Here is a 23,587-nt window from a genome sequence, read left to right on the forward strand (position 1 = left end):
CCGCTCCTAAACTATTCTCTTATTAATTTTTTATTTTGCACCCTAAATACTTTTTCGCATACTGAAGAAGTTGATTTCCTATGAGTTATTAATATTATTGTCTTATCCTTTTTGTTCTCTTTTATAGAATTTAAAATTACACCTTCATTTAATGTATCTAAATTACTAGTTGGTTCATCTAAAATAAGCACTTCACCCTTACTTAAAAAGGCTCTAGCAAGACCTATCCTTTGCTTTTCTCCAGATGAAAGATTAGATCCAAGCTCTCCAACCTTTGTCTTATATCCCTTTGGAAGACTTTCTATAAAATCATGGATAGCAGCTTTCTTTGCCGCTTCTTTCACTTGAACTTCAGTTGCTTTAAGGTTACTAATTTTTATATTATCTTCAATTGTTTCATTGAACAGATATGTTTCTTGGCTCATTAGAACTTGATGATTTCTAAGTGCATTTGTTTCAAGAGTTTTTACGTTCTCTCCTCCAAATTCAATCTGTCCTGACTTAACATCCCAAAATCTCATAAGTAATTTTACAAAGGTACTCTTACCACTTCCACTTTCACCTACAATAGAAATGCTATCTCCCTTTTTAATTTTCATATCTATATTTTTTAGTACATCTTCTCTTCCTTTATATCCAAAGGTAACATTCTCATAAGTTATATCTGTATTTTCTAATTGCTTCTCGCCCTCATTTTCAACAACTTCTGGCTTTTCATCTAAAAGATTAAATATTCTCTCTGCTGAAGCAAATGTCTGTAATAGGTTATTTGATAAATTACTTAATGCGACTACTGGCCCAAAAGATGATGCTAGTATAACTATAGCTATAATCATACTTCCAAATTCAATTGTTCCATCTAAGTATAAATATATTCCAAGGACTACAAATCCCATCATTCCAATCATTATAGTAAAGTCTGTTGTAGCTCTTATAATACCTTCATGTAATTTTATTTTCTTTTGCTTTTCATTAAGTTCTTCTGAATATTTATGAATATTTTCTCTTCTCTTATCACCATTTTTAAATACTAATACTTCTCTAAGTCCCCTTAAAGAATCTAAAAGATATGAGTTTGTTTCTCCAAATTTATTTCTATACTCTAATCCTGATTTCTTACCTATCTTTGATGTAAAGTATGGTATAAAAAGACCAATAGTAAGATATAAAATTGCTGCTGCTAAACCATAGTAAGGATTAATACTATATAGTACTATTGCTATAATTGTGTTTGTTATTATTGCTATAGAAATTGGGGCTATGGTATGAGCATAAAATACTTCTAAAAGCTCAATATCTGAGGTAATTAAAGAAACTAAGTTACCTTTTTCTTTATTTTCAAGTTTAGACGGTGCAAGTTTTCTAAGAGCTGTAAATACTTTATCTCTTAAAATAACTAGAATTTTAAATGCAATATAGTGACCTGATAATTGTTCTGCATATCTAAGTGGTCCCCTTAAAATTGCACATATTGTCATTATTATTAAAGAAGTAGTAAATGTTATTTTTAGACCTTCACTTATTAAGCTAACTATAGCAACTGCTCCAAAAGAAGTTATTGAAATAGATGCTAAAAATCCTAATACTCCCATAGATATAGTTATAAACATAACAGGTATTAAAGGTTTTAATTCTAAAATTAATCTTTTCATAAGATAAAATCCTGATTTTCTGTTCATTTATACTACCTCTCTTCTTTCTAAAAATTCTTGTTCTTTTATCATATTAAAATAATATCTTTCTTTTCTTAAAAGTTCATCATGTCTACCGCTTTCAACTAATTTTCCATCATCAAGTACATATATAACATTAGCATTTTTTACATTTGCTAATCTATGCGATATTACTATTACTGTCTTTTCTTTAGCTAATTTGTTAATCGCATCCCATATTATTTCTTCTGACTCAACATCTACATTTGATGTTGCTTCATCAAATATATAGATTTCTCTATCTGCAAGCACTGCTCTTGCAAGAGCTAATCTTTGTTTTTGTCCTCCTGATAAAAGAGAACCCCCTTCTCCAACCTTTGTATGAATTCCATCTTTAAGATTATCTACAAAAGATTTCAAATTAGAAAGTTCTAATGCATATTGAATTTCATTATCACTTAAATCTTCTTTTGTAATCTTTAAGTTATCTAATATAGTTCCATTAAATATATAACTATTAGTATTTATAAGCATTATCTTTTCGTATATATCATCAAATGCAATATTATTAAGATTTGTATTATTAAACAACATTTCACCTTTATTTACTTCATAAGTATTTAATAAAAGATTTGCAATAGTACTCTTTCCACTTCCACTCTTTCCAACTATAGCCGTAAATCCTTTGTTCTTTATATTTAATGAAACATCTTTAATAACATCTCTTTTTCCATCATAAGAGAAAGTAATATTTTTCACATTAATATCTATATTGTTTAAATCACTAATATCCTCTATGATTTCCTTATCTCTTTCCTTACTATCTAATAATTCAAATATCTTATCTGATGCTGCTATCCCATTCATTGCAACATGGAAGAATGAACCAAGAAGCCTAAGTGGAATAAAAAACTCAGATGATAATAAAATAATAATTACTGTTTGTCCAAGATTTATTTGACCATTTTTAAATGAAATTAAAGCAACTATTGACCCAAGCGCAGCTCCTCCAAAGGCTATTAAATCCATAACTGTTATTGAATTTAGCTGCATACTTAAAACTTTCATTGTTATTTTTCTAAAGCTTTCTGCTTCTTCATTCATTTTTTTATGTCGTTTTCCATCAATATTAAACACTTTTAGTGTTGTAAGTCCTTGAAGATTTTCTAAGAATGTTTCACCTAAATTTGAATAGTTATTCCAATAATTTTTTAGTAATCTTTTTGCAAATCTCATAATTGCAATTATTGATATTGGTATTAAAGGTACACATAATATAAATACAATTGCAGATTTAAATGATATAAATGAAATTACAAAAAATAAAGTTATTGGTGCAAGTAATGCATAGAATAATTGAGACAGGTATTTACCAAAATATATTTCTAAAGCTTCAACCCCTTCAATTGCACTTTGAACAATAGATGATGTAGATAAGTTTTTATTATAATCTAATCCAAGTCTAAGCAATTTATCATAGATCATATCTCTAAGTTTTACTTTTACTACATCCGAAGATTTATTTGAAAAATATCCATATAGTATATTTGCAAAAAATCTTATAATTAATAAAATCATAAATATTCCTAAATATATACCTATATTATCCCTTATAAACTCCCTAAATCCTACTCCTTCTAAGACTTTTATGTTATAAAATACTTTGTTTATTATTTCACCAATTAAAAGTATCATAACTAGATTACATACGGCTACAATCCAATTTGAAAGTACCGTAAGTCCTATGTATTTTTTTGATTCACTGCAAAGATTAATTAATCTTTTATTAATCATCATAACAACTCTCTCCCCTCCATTAATTACTAGAATAATATATCATACTTGATAATGATTATCAATACTGTTTTAAATTTTTTGTTAATTTTTTTACAAAGAATAACTAAAATTATCTCAAAAGTTTCTTTTCTATAAATTAATAGTAGATTCTATTATTAATTTATAGAAAAGAAACCGCACTAAGAAAAAACATCAAGTATAGTTTTTCACCTTGTATTATTAATATATAAAAAAGAAACTGCCTATTTAAAGACAGTTGCTTCTATTTATCTATAAAATCTTTCATATGTTTTTCTAAATATTTTTTATATACTTTGGTTCCCTTAAGCCAATTTTTAAATCTTTTTGATCCTTTTGCAAAACAAGCTCCAGCAAATCCAATTATTACAAAACCAGGTACTAAGGGAATTAAAGATGCAATAGCACCTACTATAAGACATATAAATCCTAATATCATATATAGAATTTTCTTAATTATTCCCATGTAAATTCACCTTATTTCTAGTATATTTACTATAAAAATATTTCTTTGTATCTAGGTAAACTTCTTATAGAGTCAAGTTCTTTATCCTTTTTCATATATTCTATAAAAAAGTCATTAAGTTTTATTGCTTTTATTACACCTTCTAGTGCCTTGTCTTTTTCTCCAATTAAGGCATAAAAACATGCTCTATTATAATACAAAAATCCTTCCTCTGAATTTTCATCTATTCCCTTTGATATAATTTCTATAGCCTTATTATAGTTCCCATTTTCTCTATAAATTACTCCTAAATTTAAATGGCTATATGGATATTTAGGATTACTTTCTATTGATTTTTCATAGTATTCTTTTGCTTTTTCAATATTTCCTAATCCTTTTTGTATTACTCCCATATTAAATAATATTCTAAATTGTTTAGGCTCTATATCTAATGCTCTTTTATTATATTCTTCTCCATCTTTAAGCCTTCCAAGTTCCTCCATTATACAAGCAAGATTGGCATTGGCCCAAAGATCTCTTGGATTTATCTCTAAAACTTTTTTATAAAGCTTTATTGCCTTTTCTTTCTCTCCTTCTTCATCATATATATTAGCTAAAAAGAAATATGCCTTATCATAATTTTCATTAAGCTCTATTGCCTTCTTATAATATTCCTTTGCCTCTTCAAAAAATCCATCTTCATCATAAAGAGTTCCAAGTCCATAATAAGCTCTTTCCTCTTCATTATCTATTTCTAAAACTTCTCTATATTTTTCTTCTGCTAAATCTATCTGCTCTAACTCATGATATAAAAGTGCCATATCCAAAAGAAGTTCTATATCGTATTTTCCTTCTTCTAATTTATAAGCCTTTTTATAAAATTGAAGAGCCTTTAATCTATTCCCCTCTGCTTTAAAATTTCTAGCAACATTTATATGATTATTAAATAAGTAGCTATCCATTACTATTTTTGCCTCTCTTCTTATGATTTATAGAAATATTATATCAAAGAAATTTAAAAGTGTAATCATAAAAAAGCCATAGAACTTAAAGTTCTATGGCTTGTAATTAACTAATATTATCTATTGTTGAATCTTTGTTTTCTAGCTTTTCTGCACTCTGGGCATCTAGTAGGTTCGTTTTCGAATCCTTTTTCTTTATAGAATTCTTGTTCTCCTACAGTGAAAACAAATTCCTTTCCACAATCTCTACATTGAATAGTCTTATCTTCCATTTTTCATTCCTCCAAAACATATAAAGTTCCTTAATAATTAGCCTTTTCTATGTAATTGGAACAAACTCTAAAAACAGAAAATATCTAATTATTTGAATCTTTATTTAATTTACAAATTAAGTATATCATATGAAATTTATCATTTCAAGTAAATTTTCAAAATATTCTTAATTTATCGCACAATTATAAAAGGTTGAAGCCAAGCCTTTGAACCCTCTTCTCTGTAAGCTTCTACTCTAACATATCCTTCATCACCTTTTATTTCATATGTAGCTACATTACCTTTTTCTTCTTTAAGTAACCTTCCATTTTTGCCAATAAATCTAAAGTATATATACGGTACCCTTCTGTCTCCATTTTTTAATGATATTATATTATCTTTTAGCTGTATATCTTCTATAGTAATTCCAAAACTAGCATAAAAACTACCTCGCTTTATTGCTTTTATTATACTATCTATAGTTTTCTCTTCAGCTAATACCATATTATAGGCTCCACCAACTCTTGAAAAAATATGCATATCATCATTTGCAAAACCATATACATATTTACCATTACTTAATAAATCATCCCACAGATCTGTTGCAAGAGCTCTACCTTTGCAATCCATTCTAACATTATTATTAAAAATCTCTATACCTGTGTAATTATCTAATTTTAATAATTCCTCTAATGTCCAATAATCTTCTCTAATAACATGGGGATGACATATTATATTTATTCCACCTTGAGCATCTACACTATTAAATAATTCTTGATGATTATTATCATTATCTAAATCATCATTATACTCTTTAATATTTATACCTAAAGTCTGATGATCTTTTCTTTTATACTCTACTCCTGGGAGAAGTAATATGTCTTCCCTATTTTTAAATTCACTAACATCTGTCAAAGTATAATGATCTGTTATTGATAAAAAATCATATTCCATCTTATATGATGTATACATTTCTACAATTCTATCAGTTCTATAAAAACCGCAAGGACTATTCTTACTGTGTGTATGGAGGTTTCCTTTTAAAAATTTACCTTCATATCCATATGGATTTATAATCTTCATTCTACTTATCTTTCTCCTCTTATTCTTTTGTTTTATATCTTAATTACATACTATTTCTTCTGCTAAATATATTATTTCCATAACTTTGCTATTTGTTAACTCATAATACTGATACATACCTTCTTTTGTAGACTCAACAATCCTTGCATTTTTTAATATTTTAAGATGCTTTGAAATATTAGCCTGAGAATAATCTATATTTTTATTTAAATTGCAAACACAAATGGGACCGTCATATAACTGCTTTATTATTTTTATTCTAACTGGATGAGCTATAGCCTTTAAAATCTCGCTTGTTTTTTCATCCATTAATTTGTCTCCTTAAAAAGCAAGTTTAATACCTTATCTCCCACTTTTCTGTTTAATCCTTTATAAGGATAACAATGTATATGAATAGCTGGATTAAAGTTTATTTCTATAATTCCATAACCATCTTCATAAGCTTTCTTCTTTATATCTTCTATCATCATATCTACTCCAGTTATTTTAGCATTAACACTCTTCGCTGCATCTATTGCTATTTTTTTATAACTATCATGAATATCATCTGTAAAGTCTATACTATCTCCACCTGTGCTTATATTAGAATTTTCTCTTAAATACACAATTTCATCTTTTTTAGGTATATACTCAAAATTCTTTTCTTGTTCTTTTAAGAACATTTCTTCTGCTTCACCTAAAGATATCTTTTCAAGTGGTGTTTTATATCCTTTTCCTCTTAATGGATCTTTATTCTTTTCATTTACAAGATCTCTTATAGTACTTTTTCCATCACCTAATACATTAGCTGGAACTCTATGCAGTATACCAACAACTTCATCATCTATAATTAAGAATCTGTATTCTTTTCCATGAATGAATTCTTCAATTAATATTTCATTATCATTTTCAAAACCTATTTCACAAGCTCTTTTAAATTCTTCTTCTGAGAAATTACCCTTAAATATAGTAATACCAATTCCAAAGTTTGTTGATTTTGGCTTAATTACAATTTGTTTATTCTTGTATATATAAAAATCCATTAATGCATCTTCAAGATTACTATAGTAATCACCTTTTGGAACTCTTATATTATTTTCTTCTAATACCTTTTTAGTAACAAGCTTATTCTCCATTATTAAAGCTGTTATATAGCTATCTTTTGATGTTTTTGTAGCTTGTTTTACATATTCTATATGATTACCTTTTTTTAATGAAATAAAGTTATCCATTCTATCTAGCACTTTAAACTCTATACCTTTTTTAATACTATCTATAATTAATATTTGAGTAGATAATTCTAAATCTTCATATCCCTTTAGCTTAAATACATTTTTCTTGCTATATTCTAAATACTCTTTACTAAGCTTCATGAAGTAATCAATATAGTTTGATTTTTTTATTCCATTAATAAGCTGACTTGCAATTGTATCTTTATAATTATTAAATCTATCTCTTGAAATATTAATAACCTTTTTAAGTTCCTCATTATCTGGGAATAGAGTATTAGATATATTTTCTATTTCATTTAATACCTTAAGTCCTTGTTGTCTTAATCCAACTTTTTCGCCATTAAGGTTTATTAAATGATATTCATGATTTTCTATAGCATTATTATCATTCTCTACATACTCATCATGTAATTTAACTGTATATTCTTGATCATCAGTAAATACCGTAAATAATATAAATAAGAAAATTAGATTTAGTGTATCTTTACTTACTCCTATTTTACATAGTGGATCTAAATCAAGAAGTCTAATCTCTATATACTTAACTCCATGTTCTAAAAGATTTTGAAGCATATCTCCATCTTCTTTAGTCTTAAATCTAATAGGGCTATAATACTCTCTTGCACCTTGTATACAATTGTCAGATATAAGTCTTCTTATATCATCAACATATTCTTCTACATTATTATAAGAAACATAAAAATCTTCTGCATTTTTATATCCGCACTCACTATTTCTTAAAGAGTTTACTCCTTTAAAATAGTAATCATCTGTACCAAGTCTCTTAGATTGCTTGCTACATGTTCCCTTATAGCTTTTATGGAATACTGGGCTAGCTCCTGTTAAATATATTAAAAACCATTTATATTTTATTAAATTTCTTCCTACCTTAAAGTAAATATCATTTTTAAAGTCTTTATAACTCACTTTACATTCAGTTAATTTATAAATTTCTTTTAATAGTTCTTCATTAAAAGAAAAGTTAAAATGAACTCCACTTACAAGCTGTCTTTTAGCTCCGTATTTTTCTACAAGACCTTCTCTATACTTAATTTCCTTTTCATTTTTAAGTACTGCAACTGGTATCTCTTCGTCCTTAGGAATTATAGGTGGATTACTTTGTGGCCACAGATATTCATCCTTCAAGCTTGTTGATACTATATTATGCAAATTCTCCATAAAATCATAGACATCATCTATTGAATTGCATATTGGTGTTACCATTTCAACTTGACTTTCTGAAAAATCCCTCTTTATATAAGGATTATCCTCACTAAAAATTTTAGGATGTCTTGTTAATGCAAGTCTTCCTTTAGAGTCTACTCTTAAATTCTCCTTTTCAAGTCCAAATCCACTTTTTAAAAGTCTTTTGCTTAAATTATTATCTTTAATTAAATGTAATAAATCATTATACATATTTTTCTCTACCTTTCATCATGCTGAAACCTTAATCTTTATTATCTACTAAAAACTCTCTAAATAGTTGTGCCATTTTAAGTAAACTAATAACACTTATACTCATTTAAACTATATTTATTCCAAATAACTTCTTCTTATCTATATTATTTTTATAAGTTTAAAAATTGCTAAAATTCTATATTTATTATAGAAATATAATATGAATAATATCCATATAGTAGCTAAGAACAGTTAATAAATTTATTTTAAGATTAAATTTTCATCTTTACTATATAACTATATAAGAATATAGTTATATAGTAAAGATAATTTAATTCACGAAATGATATTATTTGGTTAAATAATATCATACTTTTAATAATAAGTAATTACTATTTAATTAATTATTATAATTAGTTACTAATCAATATTAATATAAATCATTGATATTGATTAGTAACTATGTAATTTAGCAGTTTCTTTCTAGGAAATCATATAGATCTTCAATAGCATTACCTTCGCCTTTATAATAATCAGTAACTGCATTTTCCATTTCTTCTATTGAAGCTTCTCCATCTTCTTTTCCTAATTTCTTATATTCTTTTCTAAGTTTTTCCTCTAATTGTTTCGTTCTTGCTCTTAAACTCATATATAATCCCTCCTAAACCTATTTATATGTTTATTTTAATACTCTAATATTTTCTTCATATGTTCTACATATGAATTTTTTATTAAAAAGAAAGAAGTTATGCTTCTCTTCGCATAACTTCTTTTAAATTAATCACCTTTATTTTGTTTTTTCTGCTTTATTGGAAGAGTTATTATAAACTCACTTCCCTTACCAACTTCACTTATCAATGTTATTTTACCATTATGAAGTTCTACCAAGCTCTTAACTAGTGTAAGTCCTATTCCACTGCTACAATGTTTACTAGAAACTTGTGTCTCAACTTGAGCAAATCTATTAAAGATTATATCCTTTTGTTCTTCAGGTATTCCAACACCAGTATCTTTAACTATTATATCAATACTATCTTTATTCTCTTTAATACTTACAAATATAGTCCCCTTAGCTTCTGTAAATTTCACAGCATTAGAGATAAGATTTATAACACATCTCTCTATATTTGTTTTATCACATTCTATAATCTTTTCTTCAATTTCTGGATCTATTATAAGCTCAAGAGCATTGCTTTCTATATATGTTTTCATAGATAGTGCCACTTCTTCAACTAAATAAACAATATCCACTTCTCCTATATCTAACTTATAAGCTCCGGAACTAATCTTAGAACTGTCAATTAAATCATTTATAACCTTTAAAAGAGTCTTTGAATTTTTCTTTATTATATTCATATACTTATTTAAATCAAGCTTATTTATATTATCTTCTTTTTTATTTAATGAAGTTATAAGCTGCTCACTTGATAAGATAACATTTAGAGGAGTTCTAAGTTCATGTGATAAGTTCACTAAGTATGTGTTTCTAAATTTCTCATACTTTAATAATTGGTTATATATTTTTTCGTTCTCTAAAAGTTCTTTATTAAGCTCTTCAGTTCTTTGCTTAACTAATCCATTTAGTATCTTCACATAATTTATAATAAAATAAATTAAGCTAATAAGTATTATAAAATAGATACAGTAGGCCAATGTAGATTTATACCAAGCCTTCTTAATCCTTATATTAACATGTTCAACTTTACTAATTTCACCATTTCTATCCCTTGCCCTAACTTTAAATGTATACTTTCCTGGCTCTATATTAGTATAACTTGCATAATTTCTTTTACCAGAATATACCCAATCTTTATCAAAGCCTTCAAGCATATATTCATATTTTCCTTCTCTTATACCCCTATAATCTGGAAGAAAAAATTCAAAAGAAAATGTATTTTCATCGTTTTCTAAAACTGCACCGTCATTATTTAATCTTATATCCTTATTGTTATAAACTTTGAAATTAGATATAGTAACCTTTGAATCAGTAGGTTTATCTCTGTATACATCTTTTGGGAAAAATGCTGTAACTCCATTAACTCCTCCAAAGAACATTTCTCCATTTTTACTTTTAAATTCAGCAGTACCATTAAATTCATTGCTTTGTATTCCATCTACGAAAGTAAAATTTCTAAATAAATTCTTTTTCTGATTGTACTTAGATAACCCACCATTTGTACTAACCCATACATTATCTTCATCATCTATAAGAACTCCATATACATAGTTATTTGCAAGTCCATCCTTCTCAGTATAAACTGTAAATTCTTCTGTTTTAGGGTTTAGTTTATTAATCCCCACTGAAGTACTAATCCATATGCTTCCCTCTTTGTCTTCATTAATACCTTTAATAGCATTATTGCTTAAAGAATTAACATTCTCTTCTTCAACCTTATAATTTTTTAGGAACTTTCTGTTAGGATCAAGTTTTATAACTCCTCCATTCCATCCCATACCTATCCAATAGTTTCCTTTTGAATCTTGGAATATTCTCCTTATAAATGTCTCTCCTACATTATTATCTATAATAATACTATTTAAATTAGTGAATTCTTCTTTATCACTATCAAACACATCCAGTCCGTCTCTAGTTCCAAGCCAAATATATCCTTTATTATCAATGAAGACTTCCTTAACATCATTATCTACTATTGAATTCTCACCTGTATTATGCTGGTATCTTTTTATCTTACCCGTTTTAGGATCTAACTTACATAACCCTTCCTTCGTTCCTACCCATATATTACCCTTCTTATCTCCAGTTATTTGGAAGACAGTGTTGCTTGGTATACTGTTATCATTATTAGGATCAAATTTATAATGGGTTATTTCATCTTTTTCTCTATCAAATTTATTTAGACCATCATTTGTAGTACCAATCCATAGGTTTCCATCATCATCTTTATAAATACCGCCAATACTATTTCCACTTAAAGTATTCTTTTCACCTGGTTGACTTTTATAATGCGTAAACTCTTGATCTGGATCTAATATACTTATTCCACTATAGGTACCAATCCATATAAGTCCATCATTGTCTCTATAAACACTTTGTATGCTATTATCTACTAAACTCTCTGTATCGTAGGGTTTATTTGTATAACTCTCTATACTTCCATCATTCATAGAGTATTTTATAAGCCCACCTTTACTTCCAAGCCACATATTATTATGAAAATCTTCATACATACTATTCACTGCAAATTTTTCAGAGCCATATAATTTATTTAAATTTTCTAGCTTATCCACCTTATTTGTCTTTAAATCAAACTTAACTATTCCTTTATTTTGTGTGGTTACCCACATATTATTATTAGAATCTTTATAAAGCTTTACTATATTATTACTTGGTAATTCATCACTTGGGATTCTAACTACCTTTCCTGTCTCTTTATTTAATATATTTAATCCATTTCTTGTTCCAACCCAAATATCGCCATTTAATCCTTCTGCAATAGAGCTAGTAAAATTATCACTTAATGTACTTTCATCATTGCTAAAACTAAAATATTTTTTAAACTCTTTTGTCTTAAAATCATATCTATTTAATCCATTTTCTGTTCCTACCCATAAGTCTTCCGCGCTATCAATATACAAGTCCCAAATATGCTTGCTGGATGTTTTTTTAGGATCATTAACATCAGCCTCTATTCTCTCTACAGATAAGGTCTTTTTATTTAATTTAGAAAGACCAGAGCTTGTACCAACCCATAGATAACCTTCTTTATCCTCTACTATTGACCCTATGATTCCTGGAAATAATGTATTTGGATCTTTATCGTCAGATTTTATTACTTCGTACTCATACCCATTAAATCTATTTAAACCATCATTTGTTCCAAACCACATGTATCCATCTTCATCTCTATGAATTGCATAAACTGATCCTTGAGATAGACCATCTTTTATTGTCAAATTTGTAAATTTTAAATATTTATCTTTTTCCTCAGCACTAACTTTTACGCAAAAAAAATTGCTTATTAAAAATATACTTAACAGAAATAAGCTTATAACTCTTTTCTTACTTATAATTTCCAACCCCTTATCTTTCGACAAATTTTTTACCAAATATACTGTCATTTTCCCATATACTGCATTTATTGTCAATCAGTAAACTTTATTAATCAATTGTGAACATGAAAATTGTACAAAAAAATAACAAAAGGAGTTATATTAAATAATATAACTCCTTCAATAAATTTAATTTTTTTATTATTTATAGATTATTAGTTTTCCATAAACATTTTTATATCATCGCTAACATTTGATATTCCTGCAATTCTAAAGTTGTCAATTAATACTTTAGCTACATTTGGTGAAAGGAATGCAGGTAATGTTGGTCCTAAATGGATGTTCTTCACTCCTAAATGTAATAATGAAAGTAATACTACTACAGCTTTTTGCTCATACCAAGCTATATTATAACTAATTGGTAATTCATTAACATCATTTAATCCAAATGCCTCAACTAATTTCAATGCAATTAGTACTAATGAGTATGAATCATTACATTGTCCAGCATCTAATACTCTAGGTATTCCACCAATATCTCCTAAGTTTAACTTGTTATACTTATATTTAGCACAACCTGCAGTAAGAATTACTGTATCCTTTGGAAGATTTTTAGCAAAATCTGTGTAGTAATTTCTTGATTTCATTCTACCATCACATCCAGCCATTACAAAAAATCTTCTTATAGCTCCACTTTTAACTGCATCTATAACTTTATCAGCTAATGCAAATACTTGGTTGTGTGCAAATCCACCAATTATTTCTCCAGTTTCAATTTCTACTGGTGCCTTACACTTTTTAGCTAATTCTATTATTTCACTAAAATCTTTCTTTCCATCTTTATCTGCTTTTATATGCTTACATCCTGGTACACCACTAGCACCTGTTGTGAATAATCTCTTCATGTATGGTTTATTAGTAGGCACTACACAGTTAGTAGTCATAAGTATTGGTCCATTAAATGATTCAAATTCTTTATCTTGTAACCACCATGCGTTTCCATAGTTTCCTGCAAAGTTATCGTACTTCTTAAATGCTGGATAATATTGTCCTGCTAACATCTCACTATGAGTATATACATCTACCCCTGTTCCTTGTGTTTGTTCTAAAAGCATTTCTAAATCTCTTAAATCATGTCCTGAAATTATTATTCCTGGATTTTTTCTAACTCCAATATTAACCTTTGTTATTTCTGGATGTCCATAGCTTTCAGTATTAGCTTTATCTAATAACGCCATACCATTTACTCCATATTTACCTGCTTCTAAAGCTAATGCAACATAGTCATCTACAGTTAAATCATCATTTAAAGTAGCTGCTAATGCCTTTGCCATAAATCCATGAATTTCTGAATCATCATATCCTAAATTCATAGCATGTTTCATATATGCAGATAATCCCTTTAACCCATACATTATAAGTTCTCTTAAGCTTCTTATATCTTCATTTTCAGTTGCTAATACTCCAACTGTTTCTGATTTTGCAACAAAAGCTATTTCATCTTGTCCACTCCATGTAGCTGCATCTGGCATTATAAACTCTTTTGTTTGCATACCAAATAACTTTTTAAAGAATCCACCCTTAATTACAACTTCTCCAACTTTTCCACCAGCTTTTATTACTCTATTTTTTAAAGACTCTCTAAGTTTTAAGGTTTCTCTTACTCTATTTAAAATTGCTTCTTTATCAAAGTTTGCATTTGTAATTGTTGTAAACAAGTTCTCTGTTATGTATCTATCAACATTAGTATCTATTATTCCAACTTTTCTTCCTTCATCACTTACTATCGCAAGACCCTTTGTTACATATACTAGTAAATCTTGTGCCTTAGCTACATCTTCTGTCTTTCCACAGACTCCTCTTACTGTACACCCTGCGCATCCTGCTGCTTCTTGACATTGAAAACAAAACATTCCCATATTTTATATTTCCTCCTTAGTTACCTTATTAAATAATTATGTAAATTTATTTGTCTACTTTTTTCCTCTGACAAAAGAAAGTATACTAAAATACTCATATTTAATTCTGTAACAAAAGTTACGAAATTTTAAATTTAATTATTTTTTCAAAATTCACTAGTGTACTCTTATCTTTTCTAATACTTATGTATCACTATTAAATATCTATTATTTCTTCTCCACTCTAATAGATATTTCTGTTAAATAATCCTTCTCATCTTTTATTGAAAAATAATCTAGTAAAGAATTTTCATAGGATTCTCCACAAATTCTATATCCATTAGAATCTATATACTCTAGAAGTTTTTCATAAGACTTATCTGTACAATAGTAATCTCCCCTATGATTTATTATTGCATATAACCCTTTAGGTTTTATTAATAGTCTATCTTCTTTATATTTCTTATATTCATCACTAACATTTACAAAAAACTTATCGCAAGCAGTAAATTTTTTATTTAGTATACTTTCCCTGCTTACAGTTGCACCAATTGAATATCCATGATTAATCCCTTTTTCACTGCAATAATTAACAAAGTTAATTAAGTCCATCATTAAATCTTTTTGATTATTTGATTCAATTCTTGAATAAAGCATATATTCTTCCTCTCTATCTTCTATAGATACATCTAGATTATTTATTTCTTCTATACCTTCTTTTGTTAATTTAATCTTATTATTTATAACTTTAGATATAAGATTAAGCTCTTCAATTTTTTTCTGTATTTTTTTATTTTCTTCCTGTAATAAATCTATACATTTCTCGGGAGCTCTTTCATCTAAATACAATTTTATATCTTCTAAAGTTACACCTATTTTCCTAAGATCTAGAATTAGATTAAATGTATCATACTGTTTTAAACTATAATATCTATATCCATTTTTATCTCTATAACTTGGAGAAAATATTCCTTCTTTATCATAAAATATTAAGGTCTTTCTTGTAACTCCACATAATTTACCGAATTCACTTATAGTTAAATATTTTTCTTTTTTCTCACTCATAAACTTCCCCCCTCATATTTTTTAAAAATTTCTTGACTGTATAGTAACTATACACTTTATAATACAATCGTATTATAACATACACTCTAATACTAACAGCTAAAACTTATATAATTAGAGATTTTATATACTATCAAAGGAGAATTTTTATGGAAAACTTATTTAGCAAAAAACTTACATTTATTGAATTTTTAAAATTCGTATCACCAGCTATTGTTTCAATGGTATTTATATCTTTATATACAATTATAGATGGAATATTTGTATCAATCTTTGTTGGATCCGATGCACTAGCAAGTATAAACATTGTCCTCCCTATTATAAGTATAGTATTTGCAATAGCAGTAATGTTTGGTACTGGTGGAAGTGCCATAATTGCACAAAAACTTGGACAAGGTAAATTAGAAGATGCAAATAAAGCTTTTTCCTTTTTAAGCTTTTCTGCACTTATACTAGGACTTATAGCAGGAATAGTAATGTTTTTATTTATAGAAGATATATCTATTTCCCTTGGAGCAACAGATAAACTTATTGATTATTGTATTTCATATGGACGTATAATTGCTTTATTTACACCAGTGTTTATATTAAAATCTTTAGCAGAATATTATATAAGAACTGATGGAGATTTTAAATTCAGCTTATATATATCTATTATTGGAGGAGTTATAAATATAGTATTTGATTATATATTTATAAAAATACTAGGACTTGGTATAGCTGGAGCAGCACTTGCCACAGTTTTAGGTGTACTAATATCTTTAATTTTTGGTGTTTGGTACTTTCTATCATCAAAGTCTACTCTTAAATTTACAAAAATAGTAATTGATTTTAAGTTGTTACTAAATACATTGATTAATGGATTTTCAGAGATGGTTACTGAGTTATCTACTGGTATTACTACACTTTTATTTAACATGATTGCACTTAAATATGCTGGAGAAAATGGTGTTGCAGCCCTTACAATAATTCTTTATGCACACTTTTTATTAGTTTCAACTTACTTAGGATTTGCTTCAGGAATATCACCATTAATTAGTTACAATTATGGTGCTAATAATTCAAATAAATTAAAAGAAACCTATAAATACTCTGAAATTTTTATATTAGTTTCTTCAATAATAATTTTTGTAATATCAATAGTATTTTCTAAAAATATAGTAGGTGTCTTTGTAAAACCTGGCGATCCAGTATTTGACTTAGCTTTAAGCGGCTTAAAAATCTTTTCAGTAGCCTTCTTATTTGTAGGTGTAAATATATTTGCTTCAGGATTGTTTACTGCTTTTTCAAATGGGAAAATTTCTTCATTAATTTCTGCTGCAAGAGCATTCATATTTGTAATACTTGGTTGTATACTATTACCACCATTATTTGATATTAATGGTCTTTGGCTAGTAGTACCTTTTGCCGAATTAACTACAATAATAGTATCTATATTTTTCTTGAAAAAATATAAAAAAATATATGCTTTTTAAAAAATGTATGCTAAAAAAGACTCTTTGGACTGTGCTAATCCAAAGAGCTTTTTTCTTTTCCTATTTTATTCTCTATCACTATACTAATTATTAAACCAATACTTATTCCAACTGTATAACATATAAGATCACTAACTAAAAATCCATGCCCTAATATTAATCCACCTAATGTAGTAGCTCTTATTTTATTAATCCATACACCTTGATAAATTTGAGAAATCTCTATACTAAAAGAAAAAACTAATGCAATAATTCCTCTTTTACTAATTGATAATTCTATAAATACAAAGCTAAATCCAAAGTATACCATCAAAGCCCAAAGAGCATCCCCTGAGTATTCCATTAAAAAGTTTGGTAATAAACTCCCGTATTTTCTTGAAGCTAATCCAAGAATCATAGTTACTATTGTTAAGATAATATATAGAAATCTTTTTTTATTCACTTTTTTCACCTTTTCTATAATAAAGGAATGGTATCTCCATCTCCTCTTTACTTATTCCACCATGAACTCCTTTTAAAGAAATATCAAAGACTCCTTCTTCATACCACCATATATTATTATCTCCTTTTGGAATTAATAATATATTTGGGCATCTATCATTTAATCTCTCACTATCTTCTTTAAATAACCCTATATCGAATAAATCCTCATAAGTAAATATCTCTACAACATCCTTAAATTTTTCCTCAATCACCTCTTTAACCTTTAATATATATTCTTCCTCTACCATAAGAAATAAATCTCTACAATATCCAGTTGGAGATAGTAACTCACCCTTTTCATTCCTCTTTAAATATATTTCTATATCTGGTATTATCTCATTTAAATAATTCTTTTTATTTAAATCTGTTTCTATTTGTCCATGATCTGCTGAAATTAATATAGAGATATCTTCTATATCCTTTTCTATATCTTCATAAAACATATCTAAGCTTTTTAAAAATTCTTTTACCTTTAAATCAAATTCTTCTGAATTACAACCAAACTCATGAGCTACAGAATCTATTTCTGGTAGATAAATATAATAGTATTCTTTATTATCATTTTCTTTAAGATCATTATAAACTCTATTAAATAAATCACTATATTCTTCATACCCAATTATCTCTGCGCCCTCACACATTGTATTAGTATAAATACTATTATTTATATAAGATGGCTGATATACTCTACTTTTAATTCCATTAGTATTTAATTCTTTAAATATATTATCTGATGGAAGGAATGATTTAGGATCTATGTTTTTATTTTTTAAACTTTGATACTCATTAGATCTAGCTTCTTTAAATAGAAAAGCCGTTATTATATCATCAACTTCCTTTTCATAATAAAACCACTCATAAAGACCATGCTTATAAACAGGTAATCCTGTAAGCGCTGTTGTAACATGAGCAGTTGTTGTTGATGGAAATTGTGATGTTATCTTTGATACTACTCCTTTTTTCTCTATCTTTTTCATAAATCTAGAATCATTTTTGTATTTTTCATAAAATCTCCAACCAAAAGCATCTATAAGCAAGAATATTACTTTATTGGATTGAACTTTTTTTCCTCCTAGAGTATCACTTGGAAGTCCATTTTTATTTTTTATTCCAAATAAATTTTTTATTGTATCCGGTATATTAGAGAAACAGTAACTATCATAAAGAGGAATTCTATAATCTTTATAAGAGCTCTTTTCTACCTTTCTAATAGAATTTTCATTTATCAAATTAATCACCTTTTCTATAATTATATTACTTAATTATATCATTATTATCTCTTTCATAATAACCTTTATCTCATGAATTTTTATGCACTTTAATTCTTAATAATTTATACTTTGTATACACTTTATATATTTTAAGTTAAATAATTAAGTGTAAAATTATAATAATTTATTTCACAGAAGAACAATTGTATTTGTTGTAAATACACCAATAAAATATTACTATGCATTTTTTGTATAATAATACACAAATAAGGAGGGAAGCTTTTTATAAATTAAAACACACTAATTTATTAAAGCAAAATTATGAGTAAAACTAAAGAAAAAAATCTAGAATTAAATGATGATAAAAGTAAGTATTCCATTTCCTTTTGGAGCTTCGTATCAATTATATTTTTAACTGTATATGGACTAGCAAATAGTCTACAAGTTTATTATCAAATGGGCTATGCAGCAATAACTTATTTTATAATAGCTGCGATCTTCTTTTTCATACCCTATTCTTTTATAGTTGCAGAAATGAGTTCCGCCTTTAAAAATAAATCTGGCGGCATATTTTCATGGATGTGTGAAAGTGTAGGTGAAAAATTCGCGCTTATAGGAACATTTATATGGTATGGTGGATTCGTTATACTATGGTTTGCTGCTTCAAGAATATGTATATACTTCTCTGTTGCAATTTATGGTTCTGATACCACTTCAACTTGGCATCTATTTGGATTAAATTCACCACAAACGCTTGCAATTGTAGGTGCTATATATATGATAGTTGTTGCATTTATTGCTACTAGAGGTTTAAAGAAATTAACGTTTCTTTCTAATATATCAATAGTAACTGTAATTCTTTCACATATTTTTATTTTAGGTGGGGGACTAATTGTATTTGTACTTCAAGGTTTTAAATTTCAACAAGGCTTTGACTTTACTAATATACAATCATACTTCTATAGCCCTAACTCAAGTTATTCAAGCTTCTTGCCTGCACTTGCATTTTTAGTATTTTCTATATTTACTTTTGCTGGTATGGAAAATAGTGGTGGACTCGTTGATAAAGTGCATAATGCAAAAAAGAATGTACCAAAAGCTATAATACTTTCAACTATAGTAATAACTGTGCTATATATATCTAGCGTATTAGTACTTGGGATGGTTTGTAATTGGGATGATACATTTGGATCTGGCAAAGTAAATTTGGCTAATTTCTCTGTATATATATATCAACAAGAATTTTATAGATTGGGTGTATTACTAGGATTAAATCATTCAAATTCAATTCTTTTAGGTGAATGGATAAATAGAATTATGACTATTTTAACTATAATAGGACTAACTTCTGTTCCACTTAGAATATATACTCCTATAAAGCATATGTTTGAAGGTCTTCCTAAAGGAATGCTTCCAGATAAACTTTTAAAAGATAATAAATACGGAATGCCTCAAAATGCAATAATACTTCAAACTATTATTATAGTATTCTTTGTACTACTATTAGGATTTGGTGGAGGAAGTGTATCTGCAATATTTAATAAAATGACACTTATGACTTTTGTATCTGGTACTGTTCCACTATCATTTATAATCTTCTCTTATATAAAATTTAAGAAAAATGATAATATAATAAAAGAATATCAGTTCTTCTCTAAAAAACCTGGAATAATAATGGGATCCATATGTTTTGTTGTAGTTACATTTACTAACATCTTCTCAATTATAGAACCTGCACTTGAAGGTAACATACAAAATAGTATTTGGGTTGGTGGTGGCCCTATATTATTTGGATTAATAGCTACACTGCTTTATAAGAGATTTAAAGCACACAGCAAATCCAAAATAGAAGTAAATATTAATAGTAATGACAATATGGAGACTGAAGATTTTGAAGTTTTTAATAATGAATTTTAAATAATCACCTGTTATACAATAATATTATTTAATTACATTGTTTTTCTTCCTATATTTAACATTTATTGCATTTCTATAGTATACTACAGTTTAACGAAACTTTTACTTAGCTAACACTTGGATATATAATTTTGTAAAAACTCATATATATTATATATAAGTATTTTAAATTAATACTGGGAGGAATATATGAAGAAGAGAATAACATTTATAGTAATGGGGATATTATTAATCATATTTTCTAATACTATTTTTACTATTTCTTATTCAAACGGAGCATATCCTGAGGTTTTTAAAATTACAAAAACAATTTCAATTATGCTTACTGGATTAGTTTTGTCACTTGTAGGATTACTGTTTCCATTTAAAGAAAATGAGAAATAAACTTTAAAATAAGAATACTATTACTCAACAAATTAAGCATTTTTAAATTTTCCATACAAGAATAGGAACCCTAAATAATTTTAAAAATTACTTAGGGTTCCTATTTTTATAATCTCTATTTTTATTTATACTAAATCTTCAACATTTCGCTCATAAAGATCTGCTATAAAATTAAAAACTTCTTTATCATTAACAGCACCGTAATTGTCCTTACCTTGCATATCATGAATATATGTAAGAATTAAAAAATCTCCATTTGAATTAATTACTCTAAATGATGTTTTTTCTGTAAGTATGTCTACTTGTGCAAGTACTTCAACTGAATCATATGCATTTATTTCAGAATTATATAAGTTTGCATAAGTATTCTCAAACATAGTTATATTATACTTTTCTTTATCACATTCAGTTACTCTACCACTCTTACCACATGATAAACAAGCATGAAATGGACAATTTCTTAAACAACTTAAACACTGACACTTAGAACAACATCTAAGCTTTTCTATAACATTCTCATATTTTTTCTTATAATCTAACACTTCATTAACTACATTATTTATCTCATTTGAATCAGCTTCATTTACAGTAAAAAATAGTACTTTTTTCTTTTTGTTTAATTTATTTTCTCCTTGATCTAACATTTCCATATATTTATCAAGTATTTTTATATTTTTAACAAAATATCTTGTTTTTATATCAGTACCTTCTTCAAATTCCATAATATCATTTATAGAAAAGGTTATATTAGTATAATCCTCTCCTAAGTGATCTTTTTCACTTTTTATAATATCTTTAGCCTTATCTATATTCATTATGCTTCACCTCTTGTCAATTTTAATACTTTTTTCCTTGTTTAAATGTGAATTTAACAAAATAAAACAAAATGTTAATAGATTGTTTTTATAATTGTATGTTTTTTATAGTAAATTAAATTTAAGACTATTTTAGGAAGGGGTTTAGGTATTAATGAAAAATAAGAAAAAATCCATTGTTAAATTTCTTGTGGTGCTTACTATACTTTTAACTAATATTCTAGCATCTGTTATTCCTGCATATGCAATTGGATTTAAAAGTTCATCAAGCTACAATAGTTCATCTTCTAGCAGTAAAAGTTCCTTTAGCACTCCATCAAGCAGTAAATCAAATTCAAGATTTAACACATCTAATAAATATAACAATCCAAAGAGTTCTACTAACTCAAATGATAAGGTAAACTCTAAATTTAATACATCTGATAAATATAATAATGACGGTCCTAAAAACAGCAATAATACTACAAATAACAATAGCTCTAATAATAATGCAAATACAAATCAAAACCCAAGCATGAATGATTACAATTACGGAAGAAGAAATAATAGTTTTATACCAGGCTTTTCACTATTTGGACGTTCTTTTGGAATGTCATTTATATTTAAAGCAATAGTGATCCTTTGTATTATAGCAATTATAATATTTGTTATATACTATTTCTTCTTTAATTAATAATTTATGAATTATATTTCTTATCGATTGCTTTAAATAAATTAAGCATTATAATTATAATAATCAAAAGAAAAAGGAGGCTTATTTATGGGTATATTTAATAGAATATCTAACATGATGAAGGCAAAAACAAACTCAGCACTTGATAATATGGAAAATCCAATAGAATTATTAGATCAAAAGATTAGAGATATGGAGGAAAGCTTAAACAAAGCAAAAATATCTTCAGCTCAAATTTTTGGTAATTTAAAAGATACACAAAAAGAAATGGAAAAATCTAAAAGTGCTTCAGCAGAATATGATGAAAAAGTAAGACTAGCTATGAGCAAAGGAAATGAGGACCTTGCAAAGAAAGCTCTTCAATTAAAGCTTGATTCAGATAAAAAATATGAAACACTAAAGAAATCTTATGATGAATTAGCTGTAAAGGCTCAAACTTTAAAAGAAAACTTAAATAAACTTCAAGATGAAATAGCTAAGACAAGAAGCTATAGAGATGAAGCTGCCGCAAGACTTAACACTGCAAATGCTACAAAGCAAGTTAATGAAATAATGGCAAATGTACAAACTAAAAGTAATTCTATAAACTTAGATGATATAGAAAGAAAAATTACTAAAGAAGAAAGCTATGCAGAAGGATTAGCTGATTTAAAAACACCATCATTAGATGATGAATTTGCAGCTCTTGAAAAAGATAGTCTTGATGCCGAACTTGAAAAGTATAGAAAAAATAGTTAAGCATATCTAAAGTCACCTATATATTTATTTAGGTGATTTTTTATTATGTATCTTTCACCCAGTCTTTCATTTTTACATATACTAAAGTATATCAATTTT

At 26.9% G+C, this 23,587-nt stretch carries 20 protein-coding genes; 5 read left to right on the forward strand and 15 right to left on the reverse strand.

The window, feature by feature from the left end:
* Positions 1-11: 11 nt before the first annotated feature.
* The 12 genes from K5V21_RS01965 to K5V21_RS02020 all read right to left on the reverse strand — a co-directional run bounded on the left by K5V21_RS01965 (position 12) and on the right by K5V21_RS02020 (position 15,792).
* Positions 12-1,679: an ABC transporter ATP-binding protein gene (locus K5V21_RS01965; RefSeq protein ID WP_221858713.1), complete on the reverse strand. Its 1,668-nt coding sequence runs from the start codon at positions 1,677-1,679 to the stop codon at positions 12-14.
* Positions 1,680-3,449: an ABC transporter ATP-binding protein/permease gene (locus K5V21_RS01970; protein WP_221858715.1), complete on the reverse strand. Its 1,770-nt coding sequence runs from the start codon at positions 3,447-3,449 to the stop codon at positions 1,680-1,682. It lies immediately after the preceding gene.
* A gap of 262 nt (positions 3,450-3,711) precedes the next feature.
* A complete protein-coding gene (locus K5V21_RS01975) occupies positions 3,712-3,933 on the reverse strand; it encodes a DUF454 family protein (RefSeq protein WP_204596322.1) in 222 nt (73 codons plus the stop codon).
* A 29-nt stretch (positions 3,934-3,962) separates the two neighbouring features.
* Positions 3,963-4,874 (reverse strand): tetratricopeptide repeat protein, encoded by a 912-nt coding sequence (locus K5V21_RS01980; protein ID WP_245000612.1) that lies wholly within the window; start codon positions 4,872-4,874, stop codon positions 3,963-3,965.
* A gap of 116 nt (positions 4,875-4,990) precedes the next feature.
* A complete protein-coding gene (locus K5V21_RS01985) occupies positions 4,991-5,146 on the reverse strand; it encodes a zinc-ribbon domain-containing protein (RefSeq protein WP_204596320.1) in 156 nt (51 codons plus the stop codon).
* A gap of 172 nt (positions 5,147-5,318) precedes the next feature.
* Positions 5,319-6,209 (reverse strand): CehA/McbA family metallohydrolase domain-containing protein, encoded by an 891-nt coding sequence (locus K5V21_RS01990; RefSeq protein WP_221858717.1) that lies wholly within the window; start codon positions 6,207-6,209, stop codon positions 5,319-5,321.
* A gap of 39 nt (positions 6,210-6,248) precedes the next feature.
* Positions 6,249-6,518 carry an ArsR/SmtB family transcription factor gene (locus tag K5V21_RS01995; protein ID WP_204596318.1) on the reverse strand — a complete coding sequence of 90 codons (270 nt, stop codon included), beginning with the start codon at positions 6,516-6,518 and terminating at the stop codon, positions 6,249-6,251.
* Positions 6,518-8,836 carry a bifunctional glutamate--cysteine ligase GshA/glutathione synthetase GshB gene (gene gshAB, locus K5V21_RS02000; protein WP_221858719.1) on the reverse strand — a complete coding sequence of 773 codons (2,319 nt, stop codon included), beginning with the start codon at positions 8,834-8,836 and terminating at the stop codon, positions 6,518-6,520. The genes K5V21_RS01995 and gshAB overlap by 1 nt, the downstream gene beginning before the upstream one ends.
* A 451-nt stretch (positions 8,837-9,287) precedes the next feature.
* Entirely contained in the window at positions 9,288-9,467 is a 180-nt protein-coding gene (locus K5V21_RS02005; RefSeq protein ID WP_221858721.1) for a hypothetical protein, read from the reverse strand.
* Positions 9,468-9,595: 128 nt separating this feature from the next.
* Positions 9,596-12,856 (reverse strand): ligand-binding sensor domain-containing protein, encoded by a 3,261-nt coding sequence (locus K5V21_RS02010; RefSeq protein WP_221858723.1) that lies wholly within the window; start codon positions 12,854-12,856, stop codon positions 9,596-9,598.
* 188 nt (positions 12,857-13,044) lie between these two features.
* Positions 13,045-14,748, reverse strand: coding sequence for a hydroxylamine reductase (gene hcp / locus K5V21_RS02015; RefSeq protein WP_221858725.1), 1,704 nt, complete (start codon positions 14,746-14,748; stop codon positions 13,045-13,047).
* Positions 14,749-14,955: 207 nt separating this feature from the next.
* Positions 14,956-15,792 carry a MerR family transcriptional regulator gene (locus K5V21_RS02020; RefSeq protein WP_221858726.1) on the reverse strand — a complete coding sequence of 279 codons (837 nt, stop codon included), beginning with the start codon at positions 15,790-15,792 and terminating at the stop codon, positions 14,956-14,958.
* 149 nt (positions 15,793-15,941) lie between these two features.
* On the opposite strand from K5V21_RS02020, the gene K5V21_RS02025 reads away from it, so the two are divergent.
* On the forward strand, positions 15,942-17,267 hold the full coding sequence (locus tag K5V21_RS02025) for an MATE family efflux transporter (RefSeq protein WP_221858727.1): 1,326 nt from the start codon (positions 15,942-15,944) through the stop codon (positions 17,265-17,267).
* A gap of 34 nt (positions 17,268-17,301) precedes the next feature.
* On the opposite strand, the gene K5V21_RS02030 is transcribed toward K5V21_RS02025, so the two are convergent.
* A complete protein-coding gene (locus K5V21_RS02030; RefSeq protein WP_221859162.1) occupies positions 17,302-17,664 on the reverse strand; it encodes a ribosomal maturation YjgA family protein in 363 nt (120 codons plus the stop codon).
* A 37-nt stretch (positions 17,665-17,701) separates the two neighbouring features.
* The gene (locus K5V21_RS02035; protein WP_221858728.1) at positions 17,702-18,979 is read right to left on the reverse strand and encodes an alkaline phosphatase family protein; all 1,278 of its coding nucleotides are present in this window, start codon (positions 18,977-18,979) and stop codon (positions 17,702-17,704) included.
* 303 nt (positions 18,980-19,282) lie between these two features.
* Here K5V21_RS02035 and yjeM point away from each other — a divergent pair, with 303 nt between their 5' ends.
* Together yjeM and K5V21_RS02045 are read left to right on the forward strand one after the other, a co-directional pair.
* Positions 19,283-20,878, forward strand: coding sequence for a glutamate/gamma-aminobutyrate family transporter YjeM (gene yjeM, locus K5V21_RS02040; RefSeq protein ID WP_221858729.1), 1,596 nt, complete (start codon positions 19,283-19,285; stop codon positions 20,876-20,878).
* Positions 20,879-21,067: 189 nt separating this feature from the next.
* Positions 21,068-21,262 carry a hypothetical protein gene (locus tag K5V21_RS02045; RefSeq protein WP_221858730.1) on the forward strand — a complete coding sequence of 65 codons (195 nt, stop codon included), beginning with the start codon at positions 21,068-21,070 and terminating at the stop codon, positions 21,260-21,262.
* Between the two features lie 125 nt (positions 21,263-21,387).
* Here the strand turns inward: K5V21_RS02045 and K5V21_RS02050 are convergent, their stop codons facing one another.
* On the reverse strand, positions 21,388-22,077 hold the full coding sequence (locus K5V21_RS02050) for a hypothetical protein (RefSeq protein ID WP_221858731.1): 690 nt from the start codon (positions 22,075-22,077) through the stop codon (positions 21,388-21,390).
* Between the two features lie 154 nt (positions 22,078-22,231).
* Between K5V21_RS02050 and K5V21_RS02055 the strand changes: the two genes are divergently transcribed.
* Positions 22,232-22,750: a hypothetical protein gene (locus tag K5V21_RS02055; protein WP_221858732.1), complete on the forward strand. Its 519-nt coding sequence runs from the start codon at positions 22,232-22,234 to the stop codon at positions 22,748-22,750.
* A gap of 87 nt (positions 22,751-22,837) precedes the next feature.
* Positions 22,838-23,488 carry a PspA/IM30 family protein gene (locus K5V21_RS02060; RefSeq protein WP_221858734.1) on the forward strand — a complete coding sequence of 217 codons (651 nt, stop codon included), beginning with the start codon at positions 22,838-22,840 and terminating at the stop codon, positions 23,486-23,488.
* Positions 23,489-23,587: the final 99 nt, after the last annotated feature.

The organism is Clostridium sardiniense, from assembly GCF_019753795.1.
Classification (GTDB): domain Bacteria; phylum Bacillota; class Clostridia; order Clostridiales; family Clostridiaceae; genus Clostridium; species Clostridium sardiniense.

Bases quoted from the DNA above. Each gene is read 5' to 3' on its own strand.
- K5V21_RS01965 (WP_221858713.1), bottom strand. From the start codon at position 1,679: ATGAACAGAAAATCAGGATTTTATCTTATGAAAAGATTAATTTTAGAA.
- K5V21_RS01970 (WP_221858715.1), bottom strand. From the start codon at position 3,449: ATGATGATTAATAAAAGATTAATTAATCTTTGCAGTGAATCAAAAAAA.
- K5V21_RS01975 (WP_204596322.1), bottom strand. From the start codon at position 3,933: ATGGGAATAATTAAGAAAATTCTATATATGATATTAGGATTTATATGT.
- K5V21_RS01980 (WP_245000612.1), bottom strand. From the start codon at position 4,874: ATGGATAGCTACTTATTTAATAATCATATAAATGTTGCTAGAAATTTT.
- K5V21_RS01985 (WP_204596320.1), bottom strand. From the start codon at position 5,146: ATGGAAGATAAGACTATTCAATGTAGAGATTGTGGAAAGGAATTTGTT.
- K5V21_RS01990 (WP_221858717.1), bottom strand. From the start codon at position 6,209: ATGAAGATTATAAATCCATATGGATATGAAGGTAAATTTTTAAAAGGA.
- K5V21_RS01995 (WP_204596318.1), bottom strand. From the start codon at position 6,518: ATGGATGAAAAAACAAGCGAGATTTTAAAGGCTATAGCTCATCCAGTT.
- gshAB (WP_221858719.1), bottom strand. From the start codon at position 8,836: ATGTATAATGATTTATTACATTTAATTAAAGATAATAATTTAAGCAAA.
- K5V21_RS02005 (WP_221858721.1), bottom strand. From the start codon at position 9,467: ATGAGTTTAAGAGCAAGAACGAAACAATTAGAGGAAAAACTTAGAAAA.
- hcp (WP_221858725.1), bottom strand. From the start codon at position 14,748: ATGGGAATGTTTTGTTTTCAATGTCAAGAAGCAGCAGGATGCGCAGGG.
- K5V21_RS02020 (WP_221858726.1), bottom strand. From the start codon at position 15,792: ATGAGTGAGAAAAAAGAAAAATATTTAACTATAAGTGAATTCGGTAAA.
- K5V21_RS02025 (WP_221858727.1), top strand. From the start codon at position 15,942: ATGGAAAACTTATTTAGCAAAAAACTTACATTTATTGAATTTTTAAAA.
- K5V21_RS02030 (WP_221859162.1), bottom strand. From the start codon at position 17,664: ATGATTCTTGGATTAGCTTCAAGAAAATACGGGAGTTTATTACCAAAC.
- yjeM (WP_221858729.1), top strand. From the start codon at position 19,283: ATGAGTAAAACTAAAGAAAAAAATCTAGAATTAAATGATGATAAAAGT.
- K5V21_RS02045 (WP_221858730.1), top strand. From the start codon at position 21,068: ATGAAGAAGAGAATAACATTTATAGTAATGGGGATATTATTAATCATA.
- K5V21_RS02050 (WP_221858731.1), bottom strand. From the start codon at position 22,077: ATGAATATAGATAAGGCTAAAGATATTATAAAAAGTGAAAAAGATCAC.
- K5V21_RS02055 (WP_221858732.1), top strand. From the start codon at position 22,232: ATGAAAAATAAGAAAAAATCCATTGTTAAATTTCTTGTGGTGCTTACT.
- K5V21_RS02060 (WP_221858734.1), top strand. From the start codon at position 22,838: ATGGGTATATTTAATAGAATATCTAACATGATGAAGGCAAAAACAAAC.